17 protein-coding genes are annotated in these 25,239 nt (G+C 43.3%); 15 read left to right on the top strand and 2 right to left on the bottom strand.

The window, feature by feature from the left end; all coding sequences use genetic code 11:
- Positions 1-6 precede the first annotated feature (6 nt).
- The 3 genes from GWR21_RS16510 to GWR21_RS16500 all read left to right on the top strand — a co-directional run bounded on the left by GWR21_RS16510 (position 7) and on the right by GWR21_RS16500 (position 7,014).
- Complete coding sequence (locus GWR21_RS16510; RefSeq protein ID WP_162332816.1) at positions 7-1,491, top strand: RagB/SusD family nutrient uptake outer membrane protein; 1,485 nt, start codon at positions 7-9, stop codon at positions 1,489-1,491.
- A 50-nt stretch (positions 1,492-1,541) separates the two neighbouring features.
- Positions 1,542-4,205 carry a sugar-binding domain-containing protein gene (locus tag GWR21_RS16505; protein WP_162332815.1) on the top strand — a complete coding sequence of 888 codons (2,664 nt, stop codon included), beginning with the start codon at positions 1,542-1,544 and terminating at the stop codon, positions 4,203-4,205.
- Between the two features lie 79 nt (positions 4,206-4,284).
- Positions 4,285-7,014 (top strand): alpha/beta hydrolase family protein, encoded by a 2,730-nt coding sequence (locus GWR21_RS16500; RefSeq protein WP_162332814.1) that lies wholly within the window; start codon positions 4,285-4,287, stop codon positions 7,012-7,014.
- Positions 7,015-7,867: 853 nt separating this feature from the next.
- Here the strand turns inward: GWR21_RS16500 and GWR21_RS16495 are convergent.
- A complete protein-coding gene (locus GWR21_RS16495) occupies positions 7,868-8,653 on the bottom strand; it encodes a DUF4261 domain-containing protein (RefSeq protein WP_162332813.1) in 786 nt (261 codons plus the stop codon).
- A 92-nt stretch (positions 8,654-8,745) separates the two neighbouring features.
- Between GWR21_RS16495 and GWR21_RS16490 the strand changes: the two genes are divergently transcribed.
- The 5 genes from GWR21_RS16490 (at position 8,746) to GWR21_RS16470 (ending at position 12,162) form a co-directional block, all read left to right on the top strand.
- Positions 8,746-9,045: a hypothetical protein gene (locus GWR21_RS16490; RefSeq protein ID WP_162332812.1), complete on the top strand. Its 300-nt coding sequence runs from the start codon at positions 8,746-8,748 to the stop codon at positions 9,043-9,045.
- A 59-nt stretch (positions 9,046-9,104) separates the two neighbouring features.
- The gene (locus GWR21_RS16485; RefSeq protein WP_162332811.1) at positions 9,105-10,055 is read left to right on the top strand and encodes a helix-turn-helix domain-containing protein; all 951 of its coding nucleotides are present in this window, start codon (positions 9,105-9,107) and stop codon (positions 10,053-10,055) included.
- Positions 10,056-10,148: 93 nt separating this feature from the next.
- On the top strand, positions 10,149-10,889 hold the full coding sequence (locus GWR21_RS16480; protein ID WP_162332810.1) for an SDR family oxidoreductase: 741 nt from the start codon (positions 10,149-10,151) through the stop codon (positions 10,887-10,889).
- 47 nt (positions 10,890-10,936) lie between these two features.
- Positions 10,937-11,689, top strand: coding sequence for an SDR family oxidoreductase (locus GWR21_RS16475; RefSeq protein ID WP_162332809.1), 753 nt, complete (start codon positions 10,937-10,939; stop codon positions 11,687-11,689).
- Between the two features lie 74 nt (positions 11,690-11,763).
- Entirely contained in the window at positions 11,764-12,162 is a 399-nt protein-coding gene (locus tag GWR21_RS16470) for a nuclear transport factor 2 family protein (RefSeq protein WP_202928951.1), read from the top strand.
- 2 nt (positions 12,163-12,164) lie between these two features.
- Here the strand turns inward: GWR21_RS16470 and GWR21_RS16465 are convergent, their stop codons facing one another.
- Positions 12,165-12,725, bottom strand: a complete 561-nt coding sequence (locus GWR21_RS16465; protein WP_162332808.1) for a flavin reductase family protein — start codon at positions 12,723-12,725, stop codon at positions 12,165-12,167.
- Positions 12,726-12,907: 182 nt separating this feature from the next.
- On the opposite strand from GWR21_RS16465, the gene GWR21_RS16460 reads away from it, so the two are divergent.
- The 7 genes from GWR21_RS16460 (at position 12,908) to GWR21_RS16430 (ending at position 25,190) form a co-directional block, all read left to right on the top strand.
- On the top strand, positions 12,908-13,435 hold the full coding sequence (locus tag GWR21_RS16460) for a peroxiredoxin (protein WP_162332807.1): 528 nt from the start codon (positions 12,908-12,910) through the stop codon (positions 13,433-13,435).
- Positions 13,436-13,647: 212 nt separating this feature from the next.
- Positions 13,648-14,646 (top strand): hypothetical protein, encoded by a 999-nt coding sequence (locus GWR21_RS16455; protein WP_162332806.1) that lies wholly within the window; start codon positions 13,648-13,650, stop codon positions 14,644-14,646.
- A gap of 409 nt (positions 14,647-15,055) precedes the next feature.
- The gene (locus GWR21_RS16450) at positions 15,056-17,290 is read left to right on the top strand and encodes a TonB-dependent receptor (RefSeq protein ID WP_317165738.1); all 2,235 of its coding nucleotides are present in this window, start codon (positions 15,056-15,058) and stop codon (positions 17,288-17,290) included.
- Complete coding sequence (locus tag GWR21_RS16445; protein WP_162332804.1) at positions 17,287-17,757, top strand: thioredoxin family protein; 471 nt, start codon at positions 17,287-17,289, stop codon at positions 17,755-17,757. The genes GWR21_RS16450 and GWR21_RS16445 overlap by 4 nt, the downstream gene beginning before the upstream one ends.
- Positions 17,758-18,083: 326 nt before the next feature.
- Complete coding sequence (locus tag GWR21_RS16440) at positions 18,084-20,357, top strand: tetratricopeptide repeat-containing sensor histidine kinase (protein ID WP_162332803.1); 2,274 nt, start codon at positions 18,084-18,086, stop codon at positions 20,355-20,357.
- A gap of 190 nt (positions 20,358-20,547) precedes the next feature.
- Entirely contained in the window at positions 20,548-22,863 is a 2,316-nt protein-coding gene (locus GWR21_RS16435) for a histidine kinase dimerization/phosphoacceptor domain -containing protein (protein ID WP_162332802.1), read from the top strand.
- Positions 22,864-22,886: 23 nt separating this feature from the next.
- A complete protein-coding gene (locus tag GWR21_RS16430) occupies positions 22,887-25,190 on the top strand; it encodes a tetratricopeptide repeat-containing sensor histidine kinase (RefSeq protein WP_162332801.1) in 2,304 nt (767 codons plus the stop codon).
- Positions 25,191-25,239: the final 49 nt, after the last annotated feature.

Raw genomic sequence — 25,239 nt, 5'->3', positions numbered from 1 at the left:
AAGAAAATGATATTTTATAAGACAAAATGCAATGTGCACAAATATGCTTTACAAGCTGCTGTGATAATGATATTTTTTTCTAGCTGTAAAAAACTGATTGAGGTAAACCCGCCTATCAACCAAATAATTGGCGGTGAAATGTATAGCTCCAATGCTAATGCAGCTTCTGTTTTGACAGGAATTTACGTTGATATGTCTAATGATGGCATTTTTACTGGCAGTCGTTCTATATCTCTAGTAACTGGCCTGTCAAGTGACGAGTTGATTTCGACTACAGAATCTTTTAATATACTAAATATCGTATATACAAATAATCTTACCAACAATGGAGGCGAGCTCATTTTTTGGGCGGATTTGTATGCTTACATTTATAGAGCTAATTCAGCCATTGAAGGGATATCTTCATCATCTGCTATATCGGCTAAAGTAAAACAGCAGTTAATTGCTGAAGCAAAATTCGTCAGGGCATTTATGTATTTCTATCTCGTGAACTTGTACGGAGATGTTCCCTTATTAACAACTACAGACGTAAAGTTAAATAGTGCACCACCAAGAATGGCAAATAGTCTGGTATATGAGCAGATTATAACTGATTTGAAGGATGCACAAAATACTATTTCTGACCAGTATGTGTCTGGAGATGTTATTAGTCCAACGACTGAAAGGACTCGACCTAATAAGATGTGCATTACGGCTTTGTTATCCAGAGTGTATTTGTATACAAAAAAATGGGATTTAGCAGAGCAGGAGGCGTCTAAAATTATTAACGAAAAAACATTGTATGAATTAGAGCGCTTAGATAATGTTTTTAAGTTGAGTAGTAAAGAAGCAATATGGCAGCTTCAACCAGTTATACCTCAATTAAACACTTTTGATGCTATTACATTTGTTTTAGCTGCAGGACCGAATGGAACACCTGCTCCTGGGCCTAATGGGCAACAGTATGATCGCCCGGTTTATTTGAGTGCAAGCATTTTTGATGAATTTGAGACAGATGATGATAGAAGAAATGCATGGACCGATTCTGTGAATGTAAGTGGCGCTACATATCCTTATGCATTTAAATATAAAGAATGGTTATATGGTCAGGCTAGAACTGAATATCTTATGGTTTTTAGGTTGGCGGAACAATATTTGATTCGTGGTGAAGCTAGAGCTCAAATGGGAAGAGTATATGGTAGCAACTCTGCAGAGGATGATTTGAATGTGATAAGAACAAGAGCCGGTTTGAAGAGTCTTGGAGCATTCGATAAAGAGAAAATGTTATCGCTTATTTATAAAGAGAGAAAATTTGAGTTGTTCACAGAATGGGGACATAGGTGGTTTGATCTGAAGCGCACAGACAGAATAGATAATATTATGAACATTGTTGCACCCCAGAAAGGAGGGAGTTGGGCTTCTTTTAAAGCAATTTATCCAATTCCTGTTCAGGAAATCCAGCGCAATCCAAGTTTACATGGACATCAAAATCCAGGTTATCCTGAACAATAGCGGTTTTATTTGTAAAGTACTTTTAAATTATACTAAAAATACGAGTTGAGATGGTTAGATATTTTTGTTGTTTTTTTCTTGGCTTCTTTATTTTATCATTGTTGTTGTTGACTAAATGTATTGGTCAGAATAAGCCTGGCTGGAAAATTCATCAGCCCTCTTTGAGGACAAAGTGGGCTGATGATGTTCGCCAGAATTCTTCAATTGACGAATATCCCAGACCTCAAATGAGGCGTGAGAAATGGCAAAATCTTAATGGAATCTGGAATTATGCGATTACTGACAGAAATTCAAACATGCCATCTCATTTCAAGGGGGAAATATTAGTCCCATATCCAATTGAATCTGCTCTGTCAGGAGTAAAGAGGCAACTGCTACCGACTCAGGTATTATGGTATAAGCGTAGATTTTTCATATCCAATGACTATAACCAGAGAGTAATATTGCATTTTGGGGCTGTAGACTGGCAGGCAAGTGTGTTTGTTAATGGGAAGGACGTAGGAAGTCATACTGGAGGATATACTGCATTTTCGTGTGATATAACGGAAGCTTTAGAGAAAGACTCTAATGAACTAATTGTAAAGGTTTTTGATCCAACTGATCAAGGTATTGGACCTCACGGAAAACAAGCATTAAATCCTACCAATATTTATTACACTGCAAGTTCTGGTATCTGGCAAACAGTATGGATTGAAAAAGTAGGTATTAATCATATAAAATCTTTGAGGATAAATCCGGATATTAATAACAGTGCTGTAAATGTCGTAGTGTTAGGTAGCTCGGTAGATTGTCTCGTGGAAGTTACAGCTAAACAGGGTAAAAAGGTGGTTGCAAATGTTGAGGGAAAGGTAAATCAGAATATTGTACTTCCAATTAGGAATGTCAAATTATGGAGTCCAGAAACCCCGTTTTTATATGATCTCGAAGTAAAGCTAAAAAAGAGGGATAGTATAGTTGACAACATTGAGAGTTATTTTGGAATGAGAAATGTAACTATTCAAAAGGACGTAGATGGATTCGAACGTATCTTCCTAAATAATAAACCTTATTATAATCTGGGTGCCCTTGATCAAGGTTTTTGGCCTGAAGGATTATACACGGCTCCTACAGACAAGGCACTCGCGTTTGATATTGCTTTGATAAAAGCTATGGGCTTTAATACGATTAGAAAACATATAAAGGTAGAGCCAGCAAGATGGTATTTCCACGCTGATAAAATTGGAATTCTGGTATGGCAGGATTTTGTAAATCCTAATCAAGGCCTGCCTGATGGTAGTCGAAATGAGTTTGAAAAACAAGTTAAAGAGACAATTGATCAGCTATATAATTATCCATGTATAACCACTTGGGTAGTATTTAACGAAAAATGGGGTCAGTATGATCAAAAGCGCATAACCGAATGGGTGAAAAAATATGACTTTTCGCGTTTGGTAAATGGACATTCAGGGGAGCTTCTATATGTAAATGACAAACTTAGAAGTCCTTCTCCTAATGCCTATGAAGGATCTGATATGACAGATGTACATTCCTATTTGTATCCACGAATGCCACCTTACCTTACTGGCAAGGTAAGGGTCTTGGGAGAATATGGAGGTGCTGGTGCCGCTGTCCAGGGGCATTTATGGGATGATTTGGCAAAAGGATGGGGATATGATAGTATAAATAACTTAAAATCGTTGAGAAATAAATATTCTGCAATGGTTGATTCACTTGTAGTATTGAAGAAAGAAGGATTAAGCGCATCAATTTATACTCAACCATTTGATGTTGAATCGGAGCAGAACGGACTTATCACCTATGACAGAAAGATTGTTAAAATTCCTTTTGATACTATTCAAGCTATAAACAAACGACTAGTTATACAAGACAATAATAATTGGATTGGAAAAGTCAAATTATCGCTCACGACTGCTCGAGAGGATGAAAGATCTTATGAGGAGTTGCTAACAGAATATAAAAAAGGTCGGAGAGATTCCTTTTTTCTACGTAGTCTATCAATTTTAGCTCAACTGAACGGCAATAAAATCGATGCTAAAGAACTAAGCGATGAATATTTGCGGCTTGTGAAAAATCCTTTGGACCAGAGTAACCTAAAATTCATTATTAAATTTACTAAGAGTACTGATGATATTGGGTTTTGGATATTATATAATAATATGCTCTCGGTTAATCATGTATTGGGTAAAGATCAAGCCGAGGCTATATTAACTGGTATTATAGAAAATCGTCATGTTACTCCGTTTGTTTCAAACAATAATGTCCCAAAATGGGATGATATATTACAAACGGTAAAAAGAAAATATGGCAAGCTTGGTGAAGAGACAGTTTTACAGGCACAGGTTTTATATGCAGTTGATCATAAGGATTGGAATCTATTTAAAACTTGCGCTCCACGTTGGTTTGATGAATATGGAAGTAATAGATTCTGGGTTGGTAATGATTTGCTTAACAATATAGCCTGGTCGGCCTTTGAGCACTCTTTAGACAGAGATGTACTGGAAACTGCTTTGAAAATGAGTAAAAAAACACTACAAATAGATCAACCCGCTTTAAGGATTGATACATATGCTAATATTCTTTATAAGTTAGGTAGAATCAAGGATGCTATAATGTGGGAGGAAAAGGCCGTTGAGAGTAAGAAAGGAGCTGATGACGAAGCTATATATATTGAGATATTGAATAAAATGAAGAATGGAAAGGCAACTTGGAATTAATTTCATATTAAACTGAGATAGTATTTCATTGCCAAAAACATATATTGGTAAAGGTTCAGTTTTACTAAACATTTCTAATATGCCACTTGCACTTAGTATGAAAGCATTATTTGTATGTGTTTTGTTTTTTTTTGTTCCTTTTTTAAGTTTTCAATCCTTTAGTCAAAAGAAAGAAATTGATAAGGAGGCTTGCGACAAATGGCAATCTATAGAGGAGGTTGCTGGCCAGGCTTGCTTAATCAGTAATAATGGAAATTTCGTTGCGTATCACATCAATAATGGAAATAAAGGATCTGATATTTTTCTCAAGAACCTCCCCACTCAAAAATTCCTTCGATTTACAAATGGTTATAACCCAGTCATACTGGGAGACAGACATTTTCTTGTTCAAATACCGGGCGATACGCTAGTTATTGTTGATTTGAAAACAATGAATACTGAATATTTGAGCTCTGTTCAATCTTATACATATTCAGATGTTAGTAATAGTTCGTATATAGCTTACAAGCTAAATGATACTTCTGAAACTGTAATATTGATAGATGCAGGGCATCAATATGTTCACAGATTTTCACATGTTCATGAATTTAATTTTGAACCGTCATGTCATTTCCTGATTTTGAAATCAAATTCCGGAATAATATGTTATCAGTATAGGAAAAGATATATTCAAGTAGTTCCAAATTCAGAGAACGCATCAAATTTCATTTATAACAAAAGATGCAATGGGATAGCATATATTGACGCCGGTTTAAATAATAGACTGATTTTACATGATTTGATGTTGAACAAAAGTATAGTCGTTTTAGATAATAACAGTCTTGGAATCAAAAACGAATTTATTCTATCAAATGCCGGTTTGAAGTTTAGTGATGATGGTAAAAGGATTTTTTTTAAAGTAGAGAAAAAGCAGAAATTTTGGTTGGGTACTGGCAACATAAAGCCGATTACAAGTGATGTTAATGTATGGAGCTACAAAGATAAAATTTTACAAGAAAGACAGTTAAATGAAATTAGTGATATTGACTCCCGAAAGTACACATTTGTTGTTACACTGTTTACTAATAGGATAGCACAACTAGAATCGGATTCCTTACAATTAGAGGCTGGTTCGGAAAGAACACTGTTTGCTATTCTTAGCACAAGAATGGATGATAATGAATTTTATTGGAACAAGGAATATCGTTCTCTTTATCTTGTGTCTCTTACTGATGGCAAAAAAAAACTGCTTTTTCGTTCTAAATACCCAGGTTTTTCTTCAGTCTTTTTTTCAAAGGATCAAAAATTTGTTATATGGTTTAATGGTGCTGAAATGCATTATTATAGTTACAATCTTCAGAGTGATAGTTTGAAGAATATTTCCAGATTTGTTGGCGAATCCTTATCTGTTAAAAATCAGCGGGGAGAGGCAGCAAAGATGATCAATAAAGAATACTCCTTTGGCGGTATTCAGAGGGTGTATAAAGCTGAGTCTATATTAGTGTATGGAAATAATGACATTTGGCAATTAGATCTAAATGGAAGAAAACTGCCTGTGAATGTTACAGGAGGTTATGGTCAAAGACATGACGTTAGATTTAGAATTTTGACTTCTATTGAGAAGGTTGGTCATAAGTCTGATCAACTATTGCTCTGGGCGTTTGATAACAAAACAAAACAAAATGGTTTTTGGCTTGCAAAAAATTTGTCTGGATCAGATCCAACGAAGTTAACAATGGATAATTACGCATATTATTTTGAGCCAAGGGCACCAATCAATTCTGTAAATACTGCTGAGGATCCAACTAGGTTTAAGCCGATTAAAGCCAGAAATGCAGATGTGTTTGTTGTTAGACGAATGAATGCAGAAGAAGCGGCGAATTTATTTCTTACAAGCGATTTCAAAAGTTTTTCCTCAATCACTGAGCTATCTCCTCAGAATGATTATGAATGGCTAACCACCAAACGAATAGATTGGGTATTGCCAAATGGAGACCAGGCGGAAGGTATTTTACATCTTCCTGAAAATTTAGACTCAAATAAGCAATACCCGATAATATTTAATTATTATGAGCGTCGTAGTGAATGTTTAAATGTATTTAGGATACCGGAACTTTCTGGCCACAATATAAATATTCCATGGTATGTTAGTAGAGGATATTTGGTTTTTGAGCCTGATTTCTATTATAAGAGGGGTAAAACTGCTCAAAGTATTATTGAAACGATAAATGCAGCGATTTCTCAGTTGCGGCGTATACCATATGTGAATGAGAAACGTATGGGATTGCAGGGACAAAGTCATGGGGGTTATGAAACGAATGTAATAATAACCAAGACCAATTTTTTTGCTGCAGCGTGTGAGATGGCAGGATATTCCAATGTGGTGAGTGAATATGGTAGTATTCGCCCGGGAGGTGTGAACAATCAAATAGGTCCTGATCTTGATCAAAGAAATTTAGGAGTTTTCCCGTGGGATCATCCTGAAGTATTTATCGAAAACTCTCCCGTGTTTCATATTAACAATATTACTACTCCACTTCTTATTGTACATAATAGAAAAGATGGAGCAGTGTTATTTTCACAAGCCATTGAGTTATATCTTGGTATGCGAAGAATGAATAAGAAAGTCTGGTTACTTGAATATGATGGGGAAGGACATAGTATAACGAGGGAAAACAATAAACTTGACTTTACTATACGAATGCAGCAGTTTTTTGACTATTATCTCAAGGGTAAGTCAACACCGAGATGGATGACTCAAGGTATTCCTGCGTATCTAAAGGGAAAAGATTCGGGTTTAGAATACGACTCAATAAACCCGATACCATAACTTCGAAAATTAAAGAGCGTGCTGGATATAAATCAGCACGCTCTTTGGTCATTTTCTTTAGATATATTTTACTCAAATACTCAAAAGAAACCTGTTTGTGATTAGTCTGCTAGAGTGGTATATGTCTGAACAGTAGGGCCACACAGTTTATTGCTAGCAGCAGCCGATGTATAAACAGTTGTAAATGCTATACCAGTAGCTGTAGTTCTTAGGTCTGTCAGAGTACAGTAAGCAGTAGGAACGTTATTGATTGTAGTCAAAGAATACGTTCTGTAAACATTAGCTGGCTGGTATCTATTTGCTTTAAACGCGAACGCACCACCAACTACTGCGAACAATGCAACTGCAGAAAGAACGATTTTTGCTTTCTTCATAACTTTCTCGCCTTTATAAATCAAAAGGCTAAACTTAAGTCATTTGGATTAACGCCTACTCTTTTCTAATGGTTTTCGGCTACCCCATTAATTAACCCCACAAGGAGGTCATATGCCTGATCAGGACAATAATTTATATAGAAGAAGATACCGGATTACAGGTTTCTCAAATTGACGTACCAAGCGGCACGCCGGATTAAATTACACGGATACTCGTTTACGGGTTACAATTCATATTTATCATTTAGCTTCTTTAACGGTAGCGTTAGCAATTGTTAATGGTGAGAGACTTTATTGCTCGTCTCTATATCAAAGATACCATCATCCCTCCCGCTTTTACTTAGGAATTAGCGACACAAACTTTGGAGATGGTGAATAAAAGATGCCATTAAAAAAAGGCTTTGACAGTAATAACTACCGTCAAAGCCTGTGGGGCGAAAAATAAGATGAATATTGGCTGCAGCATACCTGCAATGTCCCTAGGTCAGGCTGATCGCCTCTCTTGCCGGGGCTACCAGAGAGGGCGCATATTGACACACCAGTGTGGAACCGGGAGTCGGACCCTGGATGGTATTACCATCCTCGATCACATCTCCTTTTTCAAATATGTAGTAGGCGAAGTTCCGCAGCAGGGTCGCCATCGCATTGGGGTCAGCGTTGGAAAAACGTACCTGGCAGTCTGGCAGACCGAAAGTATGCATGCCGATGGTATCCATAAACATCTCCGGACTGGCAGCGTCGGAGATATTGAAGAGGCGGACATTGATCAGGGTGTCTAACTGATCGGTGATCTGCGTAGGACTGAGCAGTTTTTCTGCAGGCAGGGAATACACGACGTCTGGTTGGGCGACTTTTACTACGGCCTGGAGGAAGTCGATAAACAGCTTATGACGGCTTTTATAAGATAAACGGGCAGTCATAAGGTCGTTGATCAGCAGTTCGTGGGTGCAGGTGGCGGCTTCCTGGGCAGCTGCCGGCCAGTGCCAGTTCTGCTGGAGGACGGTCTCCGGTAGCTGGCGGATAGGCGTTACAGGCATCACCGCACACTGGACGTGTATGGTCTGCTCTGAGGACTCCAGGGGTAGATCCGGAAAGGTAAATAACATGTTTCCCACATTTACCACGGCAGGATACAGCTTTTTCAGCTCTTCCAGGATGCTGTCGTAGTCAATAACAGGGGCCTGTTTAAACAACAGGCGGCAGCCCAGCATAGCAGGCTCATTAGATATAACGGCTGGCGTTTCAGGTGTGTTCGATGGATTCATAGAACACTAAAGTATAATATTACATTTTCTCCACCAACCCTGTCACGTTTTAGATAGCTCACTTGTCTAACTATTAACAAAATAAAATTACCATGATAGTAGTAAAAGTGACATACACAGTGAAGAACAGCTTTATTGAACAGAATAAGCAGCATATCCGCACTTTCCTGCAGGACTTCCGGGAGCTGGGCAGGGATTTCAGATATACCGTCTATTCACAGGGCGGTACTTTCACGCACCTCTCCCACTTTAAAAACGCCGATATCCAGGCTGCCATACTGGCTGTTCCTTCGTTTAAAGCGTTCCAGGCCGCCCGGGATGCCAGCGGACTAACAGGTGCCCATCACCTGGAAGTACTCAATCTGGAAGGGTCAACTGCTGATATTTTTTAATGTGTTGTGCCGACTGGAAGGTTTTGTAAATTAGCAAGGTCCTAAATCCATGATGGCTGATGAGTAAGCAGAAACAGCATATAGACACACCACCGGTTTTTAACAACCTGGTAGAGAATTATGAGCACCTCGGACTGCCAGTCGAACTGATAGATCCCAATAACGATTTTACCATTCATAAACTGAACGACATCCATCACGAGCTACCGTACAAGTCTCCGGTTTACCGGGCGAATTTCTACTCTTTCCTGTTCGTTAAAAACGGTCATGGGAAATACACGACCGATGAACTGGAGTTTTGTACTGAGCCGGGAACGATCTATTTTACGAACCCTGGACACTATAAGTCATTTGAATGGAGGAATCTGCAGGAAGTCTTCCTTGTCACTATGAGTGAGTCCTTCCTTAAAGAAAACGTCCACGCGAATATCTTTGAGGAGTTCCCCTTCCTGCTCGCCGAAACAGTGCCTCCCCGTGTCCTCAGGCCAGAAGAATACGCCGAATTTGAACCGCTCTATCTGCAGATCTACAAAGAATATTTCTCTCACTCTCCCTATAAGAATAAGATAATGGGCAACCTGTTCGTTGTCATCCTGCTGAAGATAAAAGAATACTTCTGGAAAGACTACAACCCTATATACGAAGGCAACAGAAGCTCCCAGATCGTAAAGACCTTTAAACGTACCCTCGAGCGCCATTACCGTGAACTCAGCACCGGGAAAGCTACAAAGGTGTTCCGGCCGCAGGACTATGCCGCTGCGCAAAACCTCCACCCCAGTTACCTGAATAACGTCATTAAAACAAAGACCGGCAAGTCCGTTACTACCTGGATCATTGATAAAACCATTACAGAAGCTAAATCACTGCTCCAAAACTCAGGTATTCCCATCAAACAGATCGCAGATCAGCTGGGTTTTGCCGAGTCATCCCATTTCAGCAACTATTTTAAGAAATACACCGATTCAACTCCGGTATTATACCGAAAACAGCTGGGAAATACCGTTAATTAGTTTTTTGCAAGTAATAGTGTAAATCTTGCAATTTTTTGGCTCGTTTATGTTTCACCTTTGTTATGTCAATAACGACAAGCAAAAACGGAAAATATGAACACGCTGAAAGAAAAAGTAATCCTGGTAACTGGCGCCTCCAGAGGTATTGGCGCAACTATCGCACGTAAATTAGCCACCGAGGGTGCAAAGGTAATTGTTAACTATGCCGGTGGAAAAGACGCCGCAGACCAGGTAGTAAATGAGATCACACAAAACGGTGGTGAGGCCATCGCTGTACAGGCGGATGTTAGTAAAAGCAGTGACGTCGCCCATCTTTTCGATACCGCCATTGCTCACTATGGAAGAATTGATGTACTCGTGAACAATGCTGGTATTATGATCAATAAACTGGTGAAAGATACTACCGATGAAGATTTCAACCGCATCTTCGATATCAATGTAAAAGGTACCTTCAATACACTGCGTGAGGCCGCTACCAAACTGGCCGACAAAGGAAGTATCATCAACTTCTCCACCTCCGTGAACCGTATCATGTTGCCTACATATGCAACGTATGTAGCGACTAAATCTGCTGTAGAACAACTGACCCGCGTATTCGCAAAAGAAGTTGGTGCCAGGGGTATTAATGTGAACTCCGTCTCTCCCGGCCCGACTAACACAGAATTATTCACCAACGGAAAATCTGAAGAAGTCATCAGCAGACTCGCATCCCTGTCTGCGTTCAATCGTATCGGTGAACCTGCTGATATCGCTGAAGTGGTCGCATTCCTGGCCAGCGATGCTGCTAAATGGATCTCCGCACAGAACATCGGCGTAAATGGTGGTATGGCTTAATTAATACCGATCAGTCAATTTTATAATAGTTAAATCAAATGTCAATCGTGAACAGTTTAAAGAACAAAGTAGCCTTAATTACAGGATCTGCAAGAGGATTAGGTAAAGCAATAGCAGAACGTTACGCTGCGCTTGGTGCGGATATCGTCATCAACTATTCCCGCGACAAAGCTGCTGCTGATGAAGTGGTCAGTAATATCAAAGCCATGGGGGGCCGGGTGATCGCTATACAAGCTGACGTCAGTAAGGTCGCAGATATAGAACGCCTGTTTGCAGCAGCAAGAGAAGCCTTCGGCAAGATTGATATTGTAGTGGCGAATGCTGGCATCGAACTGGTAGAAACCCCGGTGGTGGATTTCACTGAAGAACAGTTTGACAGGGTGTTCTCCATCAATACCAAAGGCTCCTACTTCACCATGCAGCAGGCGGCAAGGACTGTCGCTGACAACGGCCGCATTATCTATATCGCTTCCAGTACAACGTCATTCCCCGTGCCTGGTATGGCGGTATACGGCGGTAGCAAGACCACTCCGCGTTACCTGGTGGACATCCTGTCAAAAGAAATTGGTCACAGAGGGGTGACAGTGAACTCTATTATCCCTTTTGCTGTTGATCATTCAGGTATATTCGCTGACCCCGCCGCTTATCCCGATCTCAGGAAACAACTGCTGGATAGCTGTCCGATGGGCCGGCTCGCAGAAGTAGAAGACGTAGCCAATATTGCTGAGTTTTTCGCAAGCGACCTGTCTTCCTTTGTTTCCGGTCAGCACCTGCTGGTCAATGGTGGTGCTACCAACTAACATCGGACTGCCCTTCCTGCTGATGAACCTCATCGCTGTTTTTCAGTAGTACCCATTCGCCAAATTCAGTTAACATGAAGACATTCTTTTGCACAACAATATTACTGCTGAGTACTGTCCTTTCCTTCGGACAAATAAAATCTACCTTACCCAATATGGACAAGCTGACCAATACTATTGTCAGAGCTGCCATTACCGCGCTGCAGGATGCAGATAGCGAAGACTGGTTCGCACTCTTCTCCGAAGATGCAGTGCTCTATGATGATGGTAAAAAAGTGGAATTTCGTGAATTCTTTGAAAACGCACTCGGTCATGAACGCTTTACCAGCATCGATAAAGTGGAAAATGACGGACTGGATGTCTACGGCCGCTTTCATAGTGACAAATGGGGTGACTTTAAAACCTATTTTAAGTTCCAGATCAATAGTGAAGACAAGATCACGCGACTGGATATCGGACAGGTCAACTATTGACCTCACAGGTTCTGCCGCTTAAACTTGCCGGGATAGGCAATATTCTTTCCGGAGATCATAAAAGTCGCATCTCCCCGGTAATGCACCGTAGTTGGATATTTAGGCGATGTGGCCACATGCGCTTTCACGACTTCCAGTACGAAGAAATTATATTTAGGTAACAGGTGTTTGTCAATCACCTTACATTCAAAATTGGCGTAGCATTCCTTTATAAGGGGTGCTTTTACCTTTTCTGCCGCTACGGCCGTTAATCCGAATGCACTGAACTTATCTGTCTCTGCTCCTGTGCAATTCCCGATGCCAATTACAGTGTCGATCATATCGTACGTCGGAATATTGATCACGCACTCCCCGCTTTTCCTGATCAGCTCAAAACTGTAATTAGCTGCCGTGATCATACAACCGATCATAGACGGAGAAAATTCCATCACTGTATGCCAGCCCATTGTCATGATGTTGACCGTATCCTTCCACCGGGAACTGACCAGCACTGTTGGTCCTGGTTCCAGATACCGCCTGATGTCAGCTACCGGCAGGTCTTTTTTTCTGTAAGTCTTTTTCATATAGTCTTCTTGTCAGATGATATGTCCTTCTAGTATATTGTAAACGAATCACTTATTGCATAAGTCAATTAACCACACAATTACCAGACCATTGTCAGCATGTCCCCTGATGTCAGTCATCGTTCTGGCAGCCCCTGGCATATAGTTTTGCATCATCATTAATTCACATTCAACCCACGAACATGAAACAGGTAACATTCCTATTTGCCCTCGCTCTATTGTTTGCCGCCAATGTAATTTATGCACAGTCCTCCCTGAAAACGGGAGATAAGGTACCATTGTTTGTTTTGAAAGATCAGGAAGGGAAAGACTTTGTGATCAGTGAATATGTAGGAAAACACAAACTGATCATTTTCTTTTATCACAAGGATGAAAGTGACGTGGCAGTAAAAGAAGTATGTGCCTTTCGCGACAGCTACAAAGACTTTAAAGCTGCAAATGCAATGATCATCGGCATTGGCAGTGGTAGCGTCGAAAGCCATAAAGTATTACACGAACAGCATCAGTTGCCGTATGTGCTACTGAGTGATCCGGAGAATGATGCACTGAGACTGTTCGGACAGAAAGGGAATTTTTTTCATGATCAACGGGAAACATACCTGATTGATCTGACCGGCAGCATTGCTTACAGCTACTTTGGCCACTTCAAAAGAGGGGAGGCCTATACTGAAAAAGCACTGAGTTTTCTCAGAACTGACGGCGTCAACTAATTATATACCTATCCTATGCCCTATACACTCCTGCTACTGTGAAAGACCTTTCAGTAGTTCCAGTGACAAAAAATGTGGTCGATTAACAAAAAAAGCAGGCTCCCCGGGCATATTCATCCCGGGGATTTCTTTTTTTTGTGTAAATTAATGGGGCCAACTGGAAGTGTTACCCACAGCTCAAGAGGGTCCGACTTGATAAGTTAGAAAACGATATGAGAAAAATACTATTTATCCTACTGATTCCTTTTACCGCATTTGCGCAACAGGTTGTGATTACAGGACAATTACCGGACAGCCCGGACAGTGTAGATGTATTCGTCTATAAACCAATAGGAACTTACTTCAACGCTCAATATAAACAGTCGCTCGCGAAGGTCTCCGAACATCATTTTAAGTTAGTAGTGCCAATGACCACGCCGGGTTTTATTACCGTCGAAAATAAATACGTCCGGTCGGTACTCTTTGTAGAACCGGGCGATTATGTAGATATCGGTATCAGCCGTGATGGTAGCCAGGGCAGGAAATTGTACAAAGGGAACAATGCTGCGGGACATGAATTGTTCAACAACGAAACCCCGCTCGCTGAAAATAACATTACCACAACCATGGAGCATGTCCTGGATACGGCCAAAACCGTCAATGGCGCTTTATGGGGTATGCGTAATACACTCTCTGAGTTAAAAGGTCCCCTGCTGGTGTACCTGAGAAAAGGAGAGATCTCTGTAGGGTTCTACGAGAATATGGTCACAACACTGGAAGGTCGCCTGTTATTCCACTTCCTGACCGCCGTCGGTAACCGCCTGGATAAACCAGACACCAGAAAGAATAAGGCATTGACAGAAAAAGAAATGAAACAGCTCCTGCAGGATGCTGTCGACCTCTTTGATCCGTTTGATCTGAAATATACCAGCAGCCCTGCCGCTAATGACCTGGTAACAACGAAATGCTACCTGCTCAGGAAAGGCTATCTGCGCAGCCCGGCCCCTATGACCGATTTCTGGCTGCACTTTGATGAGTCTTCCCGCCTGTATGCCTACGCACCCTCTTCTCTGTTGGAAATGAACGCTGGAAATGAATTTGTGGCCTATCTGACCACCCGTCCCGTACAGAAAGGTAGTCAGCCGGCACTGTTCGATTATTTCAGGTTCAATTTCCCCAAAAGCGCTTACCTGCCAGTCGTGGAAGAGCTGATGACCCGAAAGGCCAAATAATGCCGGTTGCAGGCAATTGACCTGCACTAAACATATAAACAGCGGTTGTATCAACAATACTTGTGATACAACCGCTGCTTTTTTATGCCCTGATCCCGGTCTGATAAGCTTAATATACTATCACTAGAAGGTCACCAAAAGGGCACTTCAATATCCCTGGGATATTGAAGTGCCCTTTTGGTGACCTTCTAGTGATAATATAATACCCTGTAAGTATCAATAGCTGTTCCCGTATCCCACCTTCCCACACCCCTGCCAGCAGGAAACCAGGTAATTATTTGTTTAAGGGATGAAAGATTTTAAAATATTAATTAGATTTGTCTAAAACAATAATTTAGACAAGACTAAATAATAAGATGAGATGACTCGTATTTGTACTTTAGCTTATTTAAAAATATCTATATTAATATTGCTGGCTTTTCCCTCGGAGAGCCACGCACAGTCACCCACTGGTAAGATCAGTGGAACAGTACTGTCAGACGGACAGCCCGTAATCCTCGCCAACATCATCCTGGTGGAGAGTAAAGCCGGCGCATCCTCTGATACCACCGGCCGTTTCTCCATCAGTAATGTTAAACCCGGCGTCTACACCCTGAAAGCGTCTGCAACTGGCTACTCCCTCTTCACCCGTAAGGTGACCGTCACTGCAGGTGGCCATGTTCCCCTACAGATTAAACTCCAGCAGGACGTCACCAAACTCAATGATGTTGTAGTGACTGGTACCCTCAAAGCAGTTAGCCGTGCGGAAAGTCCCGTGCCCGTTGAAGTATATACCACCAAATACTTCCAGAAAAATCCTTCCCCATCTCTCTTCGAGTCCATCGGTATGGTCAATGGTGTAAGACCACAACTGAACTGTAATGTGTGCAATACCGGCGATATCCACATCAATGGTATGGAAGGCCCCTATACCATGATCCTGATTGACGGAATGCCTATCGTCAGTGCGCTTTCCACCGTCTACGGTCTCAGTGGTATTCCAATGAGCATGGTCGAACGTATTGAAGTGGTAAAAGGCCCCGGCTCTTCCTTATATGGCTCCGAAGCTATGGGCGGCCTGGTGAACGTTATCACCAAAAATCCCCTGAACGCACCGCTCGTGAGTGCCGACGTCTACGGTACTTCCTGGGGAGAATATAATGTAGATGCTGCTTTCAGAATTAAAGCTGGTAACGCCCAGGGACTGGCCGGTATCAGCTATTTCAACTATCAGCATCCCAAAGACAACAATAAAGACGGATTCACCGACCTCACCCTGCAGAACCGCATCTCCCTGTTCAATAAATGGAGCTTTCGCCGCAAGGAAGACCGCCAGGCCAGCGTGGCCGCCAGGTATGTGTACGAAAACCGCTGGGGAGGAGATATGCGCTGGAATAAATCATGGAGGGGCAGTGATAGTATTTATGGAGAAAGTATCTACACTAAACGGATAGAAGTGATCGGTATGTACCAGCTGCCCGTAAAGGAAAAGATCCTGCTGCAGGTGTCCTACAACCGCCATGAACAAAACTCTTTCTACGGTAATAATCCATACCTGGCTGAGCAACACGTCGGTTTCGCCCAGCTATACTGGGATAAAAAACTGGGCGAGAAACATGATCTCCTGACTGGCGCCTCTTACCGTTATACCTGGTATGACGATAATACGCCTGGCACCTTATCCGAAGATGGAAAGATCAACACGCCCGCGAAAACGCCGTTGCCCGGTATCTTTGTGCAGGATGAATGGTCATTCGCCCCTAAACATAAATTCCTGCTGGGGTACCGCTATGATCATGACAAAATACATGGTAGCATACACTCTCCCAGGATCGCCTATAAATGGGCACCTAACACAGACAATACCCTGCGTACAAGCTTCGGAACAGGCTTCCGTGTAGTCAACTTATTTACAGAAGATCATGCTGCATTGACCGGTTCCCGCCAGGTAGTGATCGCCGAGGCGCTGAAACCGGAGAAGTCCTATAATGCCAACCTGAATTACGTGAAAAAGATCCCATTGAACAATGCTTTCATCAACCTCGATGCAACTGGTTTCTACTCATATTTTACCAATAAAATAACGGGCGACTTTGACACAGATCCTAATAAGATCATCTACGATAACCTGCGTGGCCATGCCGTTTCTCAGGGTATTTCGCTGAATGTGGATGCGGTCTTTGCATTTCCGCTGAAGATCCTCGCCGGACTGACCTACATGGACGTGTACCAGATCGATGAAGACGATACTGGCATCCCGCAAAAAAGCAGGCAGGTATATGCACCTGAGTGGTCAGGCACGTTCACTATCGGTTACTCCTTCCCGCATAGCTTCGGCATAGACCTTACCGGCAACTGGAACGGCCCGATGCGCCTACCTGTGCAGCATAACGACTTTCGTCCGGAATACTCACCCTGGTTCCTGCTCGCCAATGTGCAGATCACGAAGAAATTTGCAAAAAGATGGGAGGCCTATGGTGGTGTAAAGAACATCCTTAATTACATACCCAAATATGCCCTGATGCGCCCATTCGATCCGTTTGATAAACATGTGGATGATCCGGTGAATAATCCGAACGGATACACCTTTGACACAGAGTATAACTACGCGCCATTACAGGGTGCAAGAGGATTTATAGGGATGAGATATAATCTTTACCGATGAACAAAAAGCTATTATCCATTATCTGGCTGCTGGGCAGTACGCTGTTGTTCCTGCCGGCCCGTGCTCAGCACGGGCCGGTAACCTTTGCTCAGTTGCAGGACAGTATGCGGCTGCATCCCCGCCCCGTGGTAATAGAGATCTATACAGACTGGTGCAGCTATTGCAGTATGCAGAACAGGCAGATCAAACGTGCGCCTGCTGTACAACAGCTGCTATCAGAACAATACTATTTCGTCACGCTCAATGCAGAAGCAAGACAGCCCATTATTTTTAACGATACCATCTACCCGTTCATGCCCAATGGCGACCGGGGTATACATGCCCTGGCAGCAAAGCTGATGCATCAGCCCCGGGCTTATCCTACATGGATCTTACTGGATACTTCCTGGCAAATAAAAGGTGCTTACACCGGCCTGCTAAAACCCCGGGAACTGGAAAAATTCCTGCGGGAATACCACACTTATTGATCTTGTCGCTGTTACTGCCAGCTATTTTCTCAATAGTTATGCACATTTTTCGTGTTGATATCCCTGTGCTGCTATTGACGTTTTACATGTGCATATCCGGCCATGTAGTATAACTCGTTATTGCTCATAAATAACGATCCTGCATACACCTCCGGCTGCCCGACCCATCCCGTGAAAGCCCCTGTTACATAACTGCCAGTCCGAAATACATCAATTGCATCTTTATCGATTTTCTTGTATATATTATCGTGTCGGAAAAATTATTAAAAACAATGTCGGATCATTGTACTTCGCCTTCGACTGCAGAGATATTTAAACGTTGATTTATGAACAGGCTTTTATTGGTCCTCCTTTACATACTGCTGGGCATACTTCCCTGTATGGCCCGTCAGAACTATAGGGTAGCCGTACCTGTCTTACAACGTATGCTGGCTGAATGCACAACTGATACAGGCAGGGTAAGAGTATCCCTGGAACTCGCAGAAGCTTATGTGATCCGGCCTGGTATGACTGATACGGATTATGACAGCACAATGATGTATCTCCAGCATGCCGCCTCTTTTAATATCCGCGCTAAAGATGCCCGCTGGGAAGCCCGCGCTGACTTCATCCGCTCTAAAGCATACCGTGAAAAAGGCTGGGCTAAAGAGGGCAGAGATGCAATCTTAAAAGCATTGCCCAGACTGGAAGTGCTCAACTATCCGGAAGACCTGGCAGATGCGCTCATGGAAGCCGCGAATTATTATAGTATTGATAAAGAAAACCAGCTGCAGGAGAAGATCTCCCTGTATGAAAAGGCCGTTACCCAATATCATAAAGCTGGCAATATGCCCGACGAAGCCTATGCCCTTAAAATGCTGGGCGATTGCTATCACTGCTGGGGAAAATACGACGAAGCATTACTGCGCCTCAATCAGACGCTCGTATTATATAAGAAAATGGGCCGTAAGGACCTGCAGGGATTGTATGATCTGCTGGGTACTATCGCCACTGGCAAAGGTGACTATAGCCTGGGACTTACCTACGGACTGCAGGCACTCAAAACGGCAGAAGCGCAGAAAGATACTTCATTGCAATTGTGTACCATCTGTAACAGGCTTAGCATCACCCTTTTTGAGCTGGGCGATTATAAGAAGGCACAGGAACTTGCTGAAAAGTCACTGAGGATCGCCAAACAGTACCAGGACACCATGTCCATGATCGTTGTCACTACCAATTTGGTACCCATCTACCAGAAAAATAACGATCCGCAAAAAGCGCTGGACCTGATGACCCAGATGGTGGAAATGTATAAGCAGCCGCTGGATAAAGATCAGGTATGGATCTACACCAACATGGTGAAGTGCTATGTTGAACTGAGGCAACTCGATAAAGCTGCCAGCTACATTCCCGGCCTGTTGACACTGTCTTCCCAGATGACCAGGTATAACTATTATCAGACGCTGATCTACGCTACGTTGGTGAAGTATTATTACACCATCCGTCAGTTTGATAAAGTGACATACTACTGTATGCTGGAGGCCGACGCCTGTAAGCGCATCGGGCATATCAATGCGTTATCACTGAGTTACCTGTACTGGTTCCGGGCCGATTCCGCATTAGGTAACCTCTCCTCCGCCATACAGCACTACAAGGAATATAAAGTGGTGAATGATTCGCTCTTCAAAATATCTAAAGCGGGCGAGATCGCCCGTTTGCAGGTACAGTATGATTTTGATCAGAAAAATAAGGACATTACCCTGAAACAGCAGAATATAGAATTACTCACGCGGCAGGGGCTCCTGCAACGTGCTGCACTCAAGGAAGCACAGCTCACCCGCAATATTATCATCACCGGTGCTGTGATGCTGTTGCTGCTGCTTATCCTGAGCTATAACCGCTATCAGCTGAAACAGGAAAGTAATAAACGCCTGCAGCTTAGCCAGGAAGAGATCTCCAAGAAAAACCTGTCCCTGCAGCAGCTGATCGACACACAGGATAAACTGCTGGAAGAAAAGGAATGGCTGGTCAAGGAAATCCATCACCGCGTCAGGAATAACCTCCAGATAGTCATGAGCCTCCTGAATACCCAGGCGGCCTATCTCCATGATTCCAATGCGCTCGAAGCGATCAGTGAAAGCCGCTACCGCATGCAGGCCATCTCCCTGATCCACCAAAAGCTATACCTGTCGGGAAATATGGCGCTGATAGATATGCAGAATTATATCCGCGAACTGACATCTTATCTACGGTCCGACTTCGGCGGATTACAACATATATACTTTGATCTTGATATAGCAGCCATCAGACTGGACGTCTCTCAGGCCGTACCAGCCTCCCTGATCCTGAATGAAGCATTGACCAACGCCATCAAATATGCCTTCAGTAAGCAGGAAGCAGGCATTATCCAGGTCTCTTTCAAATGCGCCGGTGACGGCATGCTGACATTGCACGTTCACGATAATGGTGAAGGCTTCCCGCACGGTTTCGATATAAAAACGCACGGCACCATGGGGATGCGCCTGATTGAGACATTAACGGAACAACTGGAGGGTACGCTGGTGATAGAGGCGTCACAAGGTGTATCTGTGCAAGTGTCTTTTAAACAGCAAATGAGCTGATACCCCCATCACACATTGACATATCTCAAAAAAAAGTGTACTTTCACGCGGCTCTCAACCACTATGCCGGATGATAGAGATAACTCCTGTCGGCCTACAACATTAAAACTCCTATGAATAGAGACGCCATAACATGTCATGCGGATAGAGCAAATCTGCACGATGAATGAGAGATCATAAAAGAAGAGCTATGAACAGGTTATTGTTGCTGGTCTGCGTATTCGTATCATGCATGCTACAATGTGTCGCACAGGATAAACTGCCAACAGCATATGCAGTCCTGCATGTTTCGATGAAGAAGGAAAAACCACAGGAGGAGGATGTAAAAATATTATCTGACTGGGGACAATACTTTATCAACAGACCGGGAGTACTACAAACAGATATTGACAGCGCTCTCCTTTGCGCGAAGAAAATACTTACAGCCGGCGATGCACAACAGAACGAACGTTGGCGCGGTAATGCCTATCTCATATACTCACAGGTTTTCAGGGAAAAGGATGAGAAGACGCTGGGCCGGGAATATGCCGAGAAAGCGGTTGCTGCATTTGGTAAGACGAACCTGTACGAAAGCCAGGCGGATGCCTATGTAGAATTATCAAGATATATCTCTTACGAGGATGCAGAATATATCCATGAAGCTATCCGCTATCAGGAAAATGCTGTGCGACTGTACGGACGGTCACATAGCTACTGGAAACAGGCAGAGACACTAAATCTGCTGGCCGACTACGTCATCAGCGTTCCGGATAACTATAAAGCCATTGAATTATTACACCAGGCAGAAGCTATCTATAAATCCATTGGATATAAAAAACTTGGCAGGACATATGACCTCCTGGGATTTACCTATAAAGAGATCGGTGAGCAGAGTAAGGCACTGGAATATCAGTTACTCGCTGTTAAAGTAATGGAAGCAGATAAAGACAGTTCCCAGACGATGTCTACCTGTTACAACAGCCTCGGTATGTTATATTACGAGATGGAAGAATTTCGTAAATCAGTAGCAGCTTATGAGAAAGCGTTCGTCATTGCCACAAAGCTGAAAGATACGGTCTCGCTGCAGTACCTGACCAGCAATCTGGCCACCACCTACATCCGGATGAAGAATGGTAAAGAGGCACTGAGGGTGCTGAAGAATATGGAATCCAGATTTCCACCGACGCAGCCACAGACTGAGCGTACGATGTACGCCGCAATGGTACATGCTTACCTGGCAGTAGATAACATGGCGGGTGCACGTCCTTATGTCCAACGCCTCGAGGAGAAGGTGAAAAAAACCGGATATGAAGATGTGAGCAGGTTTTTTTTACTGACACCTGTAGCTACCTATTACTTCAAGACGCAGCAATATGAAAGAGCTATAAAAGCTTGTGAGAATATCGAAGTCATTACTAACAAATATGGATTGCTGGCGGAGAGCTCCAGGAACTACAGGATGTGGTACCGCGTAGACTCCGCTATGGGCAATTACGTGGATGCGCTCAAACATTTCAACCAGTTCAAATCTACCAGTGACTCCCTATTTAGTAGCAAAAAAGCCAGCCAGATCAATAATCTGCAGATAAAATTTGATACGGAGCAAAAAGACCACAACTTAAAATTAAAACAGCAGAGTATCGAATTGCTGACCAGAGACGCCCTGCTGCAAAAGGCCGAATTAAAAAGAGCGAGGACAACCCGGAACTTTATTATCGCCGGCGCCTCCCTGCTGGTAGTATTGTTAGTGCTGGGGTACAACCGGTATAAAACGGGGTTACGCCGTAACCAGCAACTGAAACTGCAACAGGATGAGATCAATGAACAGAACCTGTCACTCCAGGCGCTGATCGGCTCGCAGGATAAACTCTTGCAGGAAAAGGAATGGCTGGTAAAAGAGATCCATCACCGGGTGAAGAACAATCTTCAGATCGTGATGAGCCTCCTAAATACGCAGGCGGCCTTCCTGGATGATAAAGATGCACTGAACGCTATCCGGGAAAGCCGCTTCCGGATGCAGGCCATCTCCCTGATCCATCAGAAGTTATACCAGTCCGAGAATATGGCACTGATCGATATGCACGTATACATCCATGACCTTGTGAGTAACCTGCAGGATGGATTCGCACGGGCTGCCCGGATCAGGTTTGACCTGCAGATAGCCCGGGTTAAACTGGATGTCTCCCAGTCAGTACCTGTCGGTCTGATTCTGAACGAGGCGATTACCAATGCGATCAAATATGCTTTTTCAGATACTGGCACAATATTCATTTCTTTGCACCCTACAGGAGATGGAAAGCTCACACTAGCTATTGCGGATAATGGGAATGGATTTGTAAGAGATGCCGGCAAAGGTACCCCTCAATCGATGGGCCTGACGCTCATGCATACGTTAAGTGAACAACTGGATGGCACCCTGGATATCCGCAGTGACAATGGCGTCAGTATCACCGTCGAATTTAGTTATCATCAAACCAATGATGCAGATGAAACTGAAACCTCCGGCGAGTATACGGTCTATTCCTGATCCTGCTTGTCTAAAAATTAATTATGAACAGGCTACTGCCGTTTATTTGTTGCCTATTGCTTACCTGCCTGCCGGCTACCGCGCAGGTAAAACGAATATTTCCACAGGATGGCCTGCGTAGTCTGCTGAATAAAGCCACTCCTGATGCACAGGATATCAAAGCCCTGATATGGTGGGGAGAAGAATATGTGAACCGTCCCGGCGAAACAAAGCCCGATATGGACAGTGCTATCCTGTGTGCCAATAAGATCTTAAATGCCGGTACGCGGCAACAGCACCCGGTATGGCAGGGACAGGCATGTGTGATCTATTCTAAGATATTTCGTGAGACTAATGATAAAAAAAGGGGTACTGACTATATTCTCAAAGCAAAAAAGATCTTTGAGCAACAGCAGCACGACGAAGGTACCGGTGATGTCTACGCTGAAATGGCTAAATATAAGCAGTCCACTGATCAGAAAGAACTACAGGAAATTATACAGTACTACGACACAGCCGCAAAGCTGTATGAAAAATCAGGTAATAAGTTAAAGCAATCCAATGCCCTGTATCATCTCGCAGATTTTCTGCTGTTAAAGTCAGAACCCGCCCGCTCTATCCAGTATGCCAATCAGGCCATCGCCCTTTGCAACGAAATAGGATGGACCGCGCTGGGCGCCTGTTACGATGTACTGGCAATGGCTTACAATGAGTCCGGTGACCTCAGTAAGGCGTTGTCTTATGCGTTACTGTCGGTAAAGGATGCGGAAGAACGAAAAGACTCCTCACAAACATTATCCACCGCCTATAACCGCTTAGGCATGCTCTATTATGAGCTGGAAGATTTCAGTAAATCAATAGTGTATTATGAGAAGGCGCTGACGCTGGCCAGCATGAGAAGGGACACGCCTTCCATGCAATATCTCACCGGTAATATTGCCAACAGCTGTTTCCGGCTCAATAAGCCTGCTGAAGGACTGCGTATGCTGAAGCAGGAAGCTGCCCACTATCCGCCGACAGAAAGAGGAACGAACATCTCTATGATCAGTGGATTTTCGAATGCCTATATATTGCTGAAACAACTGGACAGCGCCCGTTCATATATTGATAAACTGGTGGACATCCGGGCGACACTTGAAAAAGATGAAGCAGAACAGGTTTATATTCTGACGCCCATCATCCGGTATACCCTCGCCGCCGGACAATACGAAAAAGCCCGTAATTATTGCGCAGAACTGAATGCCGTGCTTTCTAAACATAGTGTGCTGCCGCATATCGTGAAGAACTATAATCTCTGGTTCAAGGCTGACTCCTCGCTGGGAGATTATAAGTCAGCCATCAGGCATTATCAGCTGTATAAGTATTATAACGACTCGCTGTTTAGTATCGCAAAGGCACAGCAGATCAATCAGCTGCAGGTGAAATACGAGACGGAACAGAAAGACCAGGCATTACAGCTGAAGCAGCAGAATATTGAACTGCTTACCAGAGAAGGACAATTGCAGAAATCAGAATTGCAGCGTGCCCGTTTTACCCGGAACATGATCATTACCGGTGCCGGTATGATGGCGCTGCTACTCATATTAGGGTATAACCGCTACCAGCTGAAGCTGCGGAGTAATCAGCAACTGCAGCAACAGCAACAGGAGATCAACCGGCAGAACCAATCCCTGCAGGAACTGATCGGCACGCAGCATAAATTGCTGGAAGAAAAGGAATGGCTGGTGAAAGAGATCCATCACCGGGTAAAGAATAACCTGCAGATCGTGATGAGCCTCCTGAATACACAGGCGGCCTTCCTGAATGATGAAGATGCGCTGAATGCGATCAGGGAAAGCCGCTTCCGTATGCAGGCCATATCCCTGATCCATCATAAATTGTATCAGTCAGAGAATATGGCATTGATCGATATGCACAACTATATTCATGAACTGGTGTTATATCTGAAAGATGGATTCGCCAACAGGCAGCAAATAAAATTTGACCTGCAGATTATGCCGGTGAAACTGGATGTATCCCACGCCGTGCCCGTCGGATTAATTTTAAATGAAGCCATTACAAATGCCATAAAATATGCGTTCTTTGCGGCCGGTACAATTACTGTATCCCTGCAAAAGACAGCGGAGGATCAGCTGACACTGATCATTGCTGATAACGGCAAAGGCTTCGCCACTGGTGATATGCCCGCCAGCAAAAAGTCAATGGGGATGACCCTGATCCATGCATTGAGTGAACAACTGGAAGGCCAGCTGAATATCAGGAGTAACAACGGTGTAACGGTCAGCGTTACTTTCACCTACACGGAACAACCGGCTTTTAGAGAAGAAGAACGACTGGATGAGGTATAAAATCCCAGGGAAACTATATTTTTGAGGCCCGGGCAAGCGGGCATTATCC

This window comes from Chitinophaga agri, assembly GCF_010093065.1.
Taxonomy (GTDB): Bacteria; Bacteroidota; Bacteroidia; order Chitinophagales; family Chitinophagaceae; genus Chitinophaga; species Chitinophaga agri.
This window is presented reverse-complemented; position numbering and strand designations above follow the sequence as displayed.

What these genes read in the sequence shown, in the direction of transcription:
- GWR21_RS16510 (WP_162332816.1), top strand. Translation starts at nt 7, where the DNA reads ATGATATTTTATAAGACAAAATGCAATGTGCACAAATATGCTTTACAA.
- GWR21_RS16505 (WP_162332815.1), top strand. Translation starts at nt 1,542, where the DNA reads ATGGTTAGATATTTTTGTTGTTTTTTTCTTGGCTTCTTTATTTTATCA.
- GWR21_RS16500 (WP_162332814.1), top strand. Translation starts at nt 4,285, where the DNA reads ATGCCACTTGCACTTAGTATGAAAGCATTATTTGTATGTGTTTTGTTT.
- GWR21_RS16495 (WP_162332813.1), bottom strand. Translation starts at nt 8,653, where the DNA reads ATGAATCCATCGAACACACCTGAAACGCCAGCCGTTATATCTAATGAG.
- GWR21_RS16490 (WP_162332812.1), top strand. Translation starts at nt 8,746, where the DNA reads ATGATAGTAGTAAAAGTGACATACACAGTGAAGAACAGCTTTATTGAA.
- GWR21_RS16485 (WP_162332811.1), top strand. Translation starts at nt 9,105, where the DNA reads ATGAGTAAGCAGAAACAGCATATAGACACACCACCGGTTTTTAACAAC.
- GWR21_RS16480 (WP_162332810.1), top strand. Translation starts at nt 10,149, where the DNA reads ATGAACACGCTGAAAGAAAAAGTAATCCTGGTAACTGGCGCCTCCAGA.
- GWR21_RS16470 (WP_202928951.1), top strand. Translation starts at nt 11,764, where the DNA reads ATGAAGACATTCTTTTGCACAACAATATTACTGCTGAGTACTGTCCTT.
- GWR21_RS16465 (WP_162332808.1), bottom strand. Translation starts at nt 12,725, where the DNA reads ATGAAAAAGACTTACAGAAAAAAAGACCTGCCGGTAGCTGACATCAGG.
- GWR21_RS16460 (WP_162332807.1), top strand. Translation starts at nt 12,908, where the DNA reads ATGAAACAGGTAACATTCCTATTTGCCCTCGCTCTATTGTTTGCCGCC.
- GWR21_RS16455 (WP_162332806.1), top strand. Translation starts at nt 13,648, where the DNA reads ATGAGAAAAATACTATTTATCCTACTGATTCCTTTTACCGCATTTGCG.
- GWR21_RS16445 (WP_162332804.1), top strand. Translation starts at nt 17,287, where the DNA reads ATGAACAAAAAGCTATTATCCATTATCTGGCTGCTGGGCAGTACGCTG.
- GWR21_RS16440 (WP_162332803.1), top strand. Translation starts at nt 18,084, where the DNA reads ATGAACAGGCTTTTATTGGTCCTCCTTTACATACTGCTGGGCATACTT.
- GWR21_RS16435 (WP_162332802.1), top strand. Translation starts at nt 20,548, where the DNA reads ATGAACAGGTTATTGTTGCTGGTCTGCGTATTCGTATCATGCATGCTA.
- GWR21_RS16430 (WP_162332801.1), top strand. Translation starts at nt 22,887, where the DNA reads ATGAACAGGCTACTGCCGTTTATTTGTTGCCTATTGCTTACCTGCCTG.